This is a genomic window from uncultured Gemella sp. (assembly GCF_963519265.1).
Lineage (GTDB): Bacteria > Bacillota > Bacilli > Staphylococcales > Gemellaceae > Gemella.
Window position 1 is genome coordinate 1 of record NZ_CAUQNQ010000079.1, and the last position, 5,513, is coordinate 5,513.

6 protein-coding genes and 2 pseudogenes are annotated in these 5,513 nt (G+C 31.7%); 6 read left to right on the top strand and 2 right to left on the bottom strand.

The features are described from left to right. Positions 1 to 229: 229 nt before the first annotated feature. Positions 230 to 645: pseudogene (locus RWN11_RS06755) on the bottom strand (transposase); the annotation flags it as partial. A 219-nt stretch (positions 646 to 864) separates the two neighbouring features. On the opposite strand from RWN11_RS06755, the gene RWN11_RS06760 reads away from it, so the two are divergent. From RWN11_RS06760 to RWN11_RS06785, 6 genes are all read left to right on the top strand, one after another. Next, positions 865 to 987, top strand: a complete 123-nt coding sequence (locus RWN11_RS06760) for a putative RiPP precursor (protein WP_110981054.1) — start codon at positions 865 to 867, stop codon at positions 985 to 987. 180 nt (positions 988 to 1,167) lie between these two features. Next, positions 1,168 to 1,884, top strand: a complete 717-nt coding sequence (locus RWN11_RS06765; protein ID WP_293935310.1) for an ABC transporter ATP-binding protein — start codon at positions 1,168 to 1,170, stop codon at positions 1,882 to 1,884. Continuing rightward, the gene (locus tag RWN11_RS06770) at positions 1,877 to 2,665 is read left to right on the top strand and encodes an ABC transporter permease (protein ID WP_314160991.1); all 789 of its coding nucleotides are present in this window, start codon (positions 1,877 to 1,879) and stop codon (positions 2,663 to 2,665) included. Before RWN11_RS06765 ends, RWN11_RS06770 begins: the two co-directional genes overlap by 8 nt. Then, positions 2,662 to 3,369, top strand: coding sequence for a hypothetical protein (locus RWN11_RS06775; RefSeq protein WP_070654837.1), 708 nt, complete (start codon positions 2,662 to 2,664; stop codon positions 3,367 to 3,369). The genes RWN11_RS06770 and RWN11_RS06775 overlap by 4 nt, the downstream gene beginning before the upstream one ends. A 30-nt stretch (positions 3,370 to 3,399) precedes the next feature. After that, entirely contained in the window at positions 3,400 to 4,083 is a 684-nt protein-coding gene (locus tag RWN11_RS06780; protein WP_070654839.1) for a response regulator transcription factor, read from the top strand. Beyond that, positions 4,068 to 5,165 carry a HAMP domain-containing sensor histidine kinase gene (locus tag RWN11_RS06785; protein WP_314160992.1) on the top strand — a complete coding sequence of 366 codons (1,098 nt, stop codon included), beginning with the start codon at positions 4,068 to 4,070 and terminating at the stop codon, positions 5,163 to 5,165. The genes RWN11_RS06780 and RWN11_RS06785 overlap by 16 nt, the downstream gene beginning before the upstream one ends. A gap of 252 nt (positions 5,166 to 5,417) precedes the next feature. Here RWN11_RS06785 and RWN11_RS06790 read toward each other — a convergent pair. Next, a pseudogene (locus RWN11_RS06790) lies at positions 5,418 to 5,513 on the bottom strand (IS30 family transposase); the annotation flags it as partial.

Below are 5,513 nucleotides of genomic sequence, written 5' to 3' on the forward strand. Positions count from 1 at the left end.
CAAAACCAATGGAAAAGTGCTACACAGATGTGACAGAATTTGCCATTCCAGCAAGGAGTAAGAAAACTCTTTTTGTTGCTAGTATACTGACTCCAAAAAGTTAGAAATTTAAATAGTTTATTTATGACGAAGTTTTTAGTAATGATAAATTGGAAGAATAAGTGCAACACTTACTTGAACTCATCCTCTAGAGCTTCACAAGTAGTTCTATAAGCTAAACATTCTCCTAAGTTGCTTTTGAGATATTAGAAATTGTGACAGGACTATATTGATAACCATACATTCGATCGATGATATCAACAATTTCTCGAGTTGTTACACCGGTTTGATAACCATCTCTTCCAAGGGGACATCTCGACGTCCATAAGCGGGAAGCAAAGATGGGCTAAAGTTCCCATTACAATCTCTTGGAATGGTTAACTGAACAGTCCCCATATTTGGTTTCAAGTTTCCGTGAATACGTTCCATTGCGACTATTACCAGAATTGTAGCCTGCTTTTTCGTAAGGCTCATACCCTAAAAAGGCTGATAAATCAGCTTGGAGTAGATTATTCTTAGCTGTATCAAGAGAAGAACGGAAAAATTCATCAATATCTTGCTTTGGGGTTAGGATGTTAAGTAAAATCTGTTGGTAAACTGAGCCATAGGAATAAATTTCTTTCTAGTAATGTTTCGCAACTCTACTATAACGGATTTATTCCTTTTTGTGTTTACACAACTTATTTTACACTACCCTTATATTCCACTACCATCAGGAATTGTTTATAAATTTATTTTTTCTGAAAAAAATCTGAATAATCTTTGTTATTATTTTAATAGTCAAGCAGTCTGGACTATTAAATATTGACTTAGAAAGGAAAGTATATGAATTATACGAAGCCAGTTATAGAGAAAATTTCTACTTTTAAAAGTGGTACTTCAGGATTAGTCGCAGGTAGATTCAGAGATATATTTGGTGGCAGGGCTTTATTTTTAATTAGAATATAATCTATTACCCGAACATATTCATTAAGTTAATATAGTATTTATTATGGAAAACAAGTAATCCACAGAGTGGAGGTGAAAAAAATCTGAAATTTGTTCAATCTTAATCTATTTTCTGATTTTTTTCCGAAATTCATATTATAGAATTTAAAAGAACAATTTTTAGCATAGGAGTATCGTATTATGACAAATAAGATTGAAATAAGAGATGTTACAAAAACTTTTAAAGAAGGAGATATATTAAAGAACGTATCCTTTACAGCTGAAGAGGGGGAAGTCACTGCCTTTTTGGGACCGAATGGTGCCGGAAAAAGTTCGACACTACGAATACTTTTGGGTCTGGATAGGCCATCTTCAGGAACTGCTTTAATAGGAGGTAAGAAATATTGTGATATTGAACGTCCTCTTTTAACTGTAGGAGCTTCTTTTGATGGTGTGGGGGCTCCTAGTGATCGAACAGTTTTTCAACATTTGAAAATTGCTGCTGCTAGTAATGGAATAGATTTTTCCAGAATAACAGAGGTGTTATCCATTACTGATATTGAACATAAAAGAAATTCAAAAATAGGCAACCTTTCCTTAGGAGAGGGTCAGAGATTAGGTATTGCAACAGCGCTGTTGGGAAACCCCCAGTACCTGATTTTAGATGAACCTACAAATGGTCTAGATCCTAGTGGAATTAGATGGTTTAGAAATTTTATTAGGGAACAAGCAAGCACTGGTAAGACAGTATTGTTATCTTCACATATACTTTCAGAAGTAGAAGCGGTAACTGATAAGGTTGTTTTTATTGACAAAGGAAGTATCATAGCTTTGGGTACACTTCATAATATATTGAACGGATTTGATAATCTAGAAGATGTTTTCTTTCATTTAACAGGAGGTGACTATGATGAGTAGTATAAAAAGCCATAATACTTTATCAGAGCTATATAAAATTTTTTATAGTAGATCAACCAAAATAGTTTTACCAATTGTTTTTATTTTTCAGCCGTTATTGTCTTATATCAGTTCTAAACAAATTTTAGCAGTTGGATTGAATGCAACCCCTGAAACAAATAGTAGCTTAGTAGAACCAATACCTCCAATTGAGTATATTGGTTTTGAAGCTATACTATTTGGCTTGTTTGCTATGATTATTTTAGGAGCAATTCTTGGAAGTATGGAATATAAAAATAGTTCTTTACGTACCAGCTTGTTATTATGTTCAAATAAGTCAGTATTCTTTATAATAAAATTTTTTGTCACAAGTGTATTTATTTTTGTTGTGTCATTTGTTTCAATCTATTTATCTATTGCAAGTGCACAGTTTGGTTTAGAAAGAGAAGGATTGAGCCCTCTGATACTGAGTAATAATGTTTGGTACTTTATATTGTTAGGATCAGTATCGTGGTCGCTACTAACGGTGTTATCCTATTCAATGGCTTTTTATTTTAAATCCTCACTTGGATCATTATTATTCTTATTACCACAAGTCTATAATTTAGGTAGTTTTCTTGCTGACAGAATTCAGCTTGCTAAGTATTTACCAGTATCTTTAGGGCAAGATTTAATTGCAACATCTCCTTTAAAAATCACAACACCAGGACGCAGTGTTTTATTTTTGAGTACTTGGGTATTAGTAATTAGTAGCTTTGCATATTACAAATTTTTGAAAGAAGATGTAGGTAATGTCAGATGAATTCTTTTAGAAGTGAGTATTTAAAGTTTATTTATAATAAATGGTTATTATTGACTGTCCTAGCAACTATAATTTTAGTACCTTTATTTGTTATTTTTTTACATGAAACTCCAAGTTATATAACCGAGGATTATGTTTTAACGCAAATCTTAGAAAGCTTCTATCTCGGACAAGCTGGGATTATTATTATTACAATACTATTTATAGGTCAAGAATTTAACGGTTCAACTTTAAGAAGCAGTTTATTAGCTAACCCAACACGGTGGAAATTCTTTTTTATAAAATTAATAGTAATATTATCAATATCTATATTAGTTTGGAGTCTGGTTGCTTTCTGTACTATTTGCGTAGTATATACTTTTTATGGTCTATTAATTCCCTTACATATTTATACCTTAGCATTAAGAATAATATTGGTATCAATTGGTTTAATATTAATATGTTTTAGTTTAGTTCTTATAACAAGGAGTATAGTTGTTCCAATGGGAATGTCCTTGTCTTTCTTGTTGGGGTTAGGTCAAATGCTTCTGCAATTCAGCGATGCTTTTCTCTACTTCCCGATTATCTCCACTATGAATTCATTTTTTATGATTGAGAATCAATCTTATATCCCTTATACAATAGGTATTGCAATTCAATTTTTATGGGGGATTTTGCTGTTATCTTTCTCTATTTTGCTGTTTAGGAAGAGGAGTGTACGATAAAAATTTTGTATTTTGTGATAATATTTAGTTATGAAAGAAAAAAAAGTATATCGAATATTAGCAATTGATGATGATGAAAGCATTCTTCGTTTGATAAAGAATTCTTTAGAACGCTCAGAGTTTGAAGTTACGACGAGGAGAGAAGTAGGTAACATAGATATTTGTTCATTTATTGGCTTTGATTTAATTTTATTAGATATTATGATGCCGATTGGTGGTTTAGAAATTTGTAAATCCATTCGAGAACAAATCGATGTACCGATAATTTTCGTAACAGCCAAGCAATTGGATAGTGATTTGGCTAGCGGGGTAAAGGCTGGTGCGGATGATTATATAAAAAAACCATTTAGTATTACAGAATTAGTTGCTCGTGTTAGGATGCATATCCAAAGGGAGGAAAGAACTCGTAAAAATAATAAAGAAATATGTACAAAGAATTTGATAATTAATGTCAGCAATCAAGAAATCTTAATTGAAGAAGAGACTATATCATTGACAAAGCGAGAATTTACAATTTTATATACTTTAGCAAGCAACCCGAAGAGAGTATATTCCGTTGAGGAGCTCTATGAGAGAATATATCCGTCGGAATCAGATGCACAATTTCGTTCTATTGCAGAGTATATTTATCAAATTCGTTCAAAATTAAAACCCTTTTCAATTAATCCGATCAAGACACAGTGGGGAGGCGGATATAGTTGGAACGAAAATTAGATTTTAAGGCTTTAGTAAAAAAGACGCAGTGGACAATTGTTAAACAATTTTGTTTGAATGTAATAGTAGCCTATATTTTTCCTATATCGACTATTTCTATTGATATTCATTCAGAAAATCAGTCAATCGCTAGTGGCTTGTTAGGGCTATTATTTAATGTTTTTTCATGGGTTTATATTTGTATATCTTTGATTATTATAGTTTCTATTAATATTAAAGCTTTGTTAACAAGAGTAAAGCAAGAAATGGAGATTGTTTATCATGGTAGCATGTGGCTAACCTCTGTAAACAATTCATCGAATTTAACAATTCTTGAATTCATAGAAACAAATAAACACATTGAATTAATGCAACAAAGAATTAAAAATATGATTCAGGTAGAGAAAGACCAAAAGGAGGATATTCTCTTTAAAGTTTCAGCGATGGCACATGACTTGAAGACACCTTTGACTGTAATTAAAGGAAACTCGGAATTGTTGCAATTGGCACCTTTATCAGGTGTTGATGTTCAATGTCTTAAAGACATTGAGAGAGCAAGTAACCAATTAGATAGCTATTTTAATCAGTTAATCAACTACTCTAAAACTTTTTACTCTTATCAGATTTCTTTCCATCAGTATCGTATTAGTAATTTATCCAAAATACTGGAACAAGAGTGTGAATACCTTATTGGAGATAACATTGACTACAAGTATAATTCGAAGATAGACCGAGACTGTAATATTGAATTGGATTTAGATTTAATAATCCGTTCGGTGGCAAATATTGTTAATAATGCAATGGCTTATGCAGACGATTCTAAAAAGAGAATCAGAGTTATCTTTGAGTTAGAAGATGGTAGTATTGCCTTAAGTATTTGGAATAATGGTTCTAAATTTTCTGATGATGTTTTAAAAAATTTTGGAAAATTATTTTATCGAGAAGACACTAGTAGAAATTCACAGTTTGAACATTTTGGAATAGGTTTGGCATTTGTAAAACAAGTAATGAGCACTCATTCTGGTGATATACAACTGCAAAATAAGGAAAAAGGGGCTATGGTTAAATTAATTATTCCTATAAAAAATAGTGATAACACCTAGGCTTGAATATCGTAATCTTGAATTCTATGAAGTTCATAAAGTAAGCATATTGATAATAATTATTTCAAAATCTTTGCAATTAGCACTCATAACTGATTTATTCGGCTCTTTTCCACCATTTGTCAAGTCTATCAAGGCTTTAAGTAAAGATAAATTGCATGAATGAGTGCAACATTTACTCGAACTCTTCTATTAGAGCTTCACAAGCAGTTTTCTAAGCTAAATATTTTCGTGATCGATGAATAAAGCCTTGTTCAAATCCTCCTCACAGATAGCGGCTAAATCTGTTTTCTTTGGGAAATATTCTCTTAGTAAGCCATTTGCGTTTTCATTGCTTCCTCTCTGCCA

Excerpts from the sequence above, each read along its gene's own strand:
- RWN11_RS06760 (WP_110981054.1), top strand. The coding sequence starts at position 865 with ATGAATTATACGAAGCCAGTTATAGAGAAAATTTCTACTTTTAAAAGT.
- RWN11_RS06765 (WP_293935310.1), top strand. The coding sequence starts at position 1,168 with ATGACAAATAAGATTGAAATAAGAGATGTTACAAAAACTTTTAAAGAA.
- RWN11_RS06770 (WP_314160991.1), top strand. The coding sequence starts at position 1,877 with ATGAGTAGTATAAAAAGCCATAATACTTTATCAGAGCTATATAAAATT.
- RWN11_RS06775 (WP_070654837.1), top strand. The coding sequence starts at position 2,662 with ATGAATTCTTTTAGAAGTGAGTATTTAAAGTTTATTTATAATAAATGG.
- RWN11_RS06780 (WP_070654839.1), top strand. The coding sequence starts at position 3,400 with ATGAAAGAAAAAAAAGTATATCGAATATTAGCAATTGATGATGATGAA.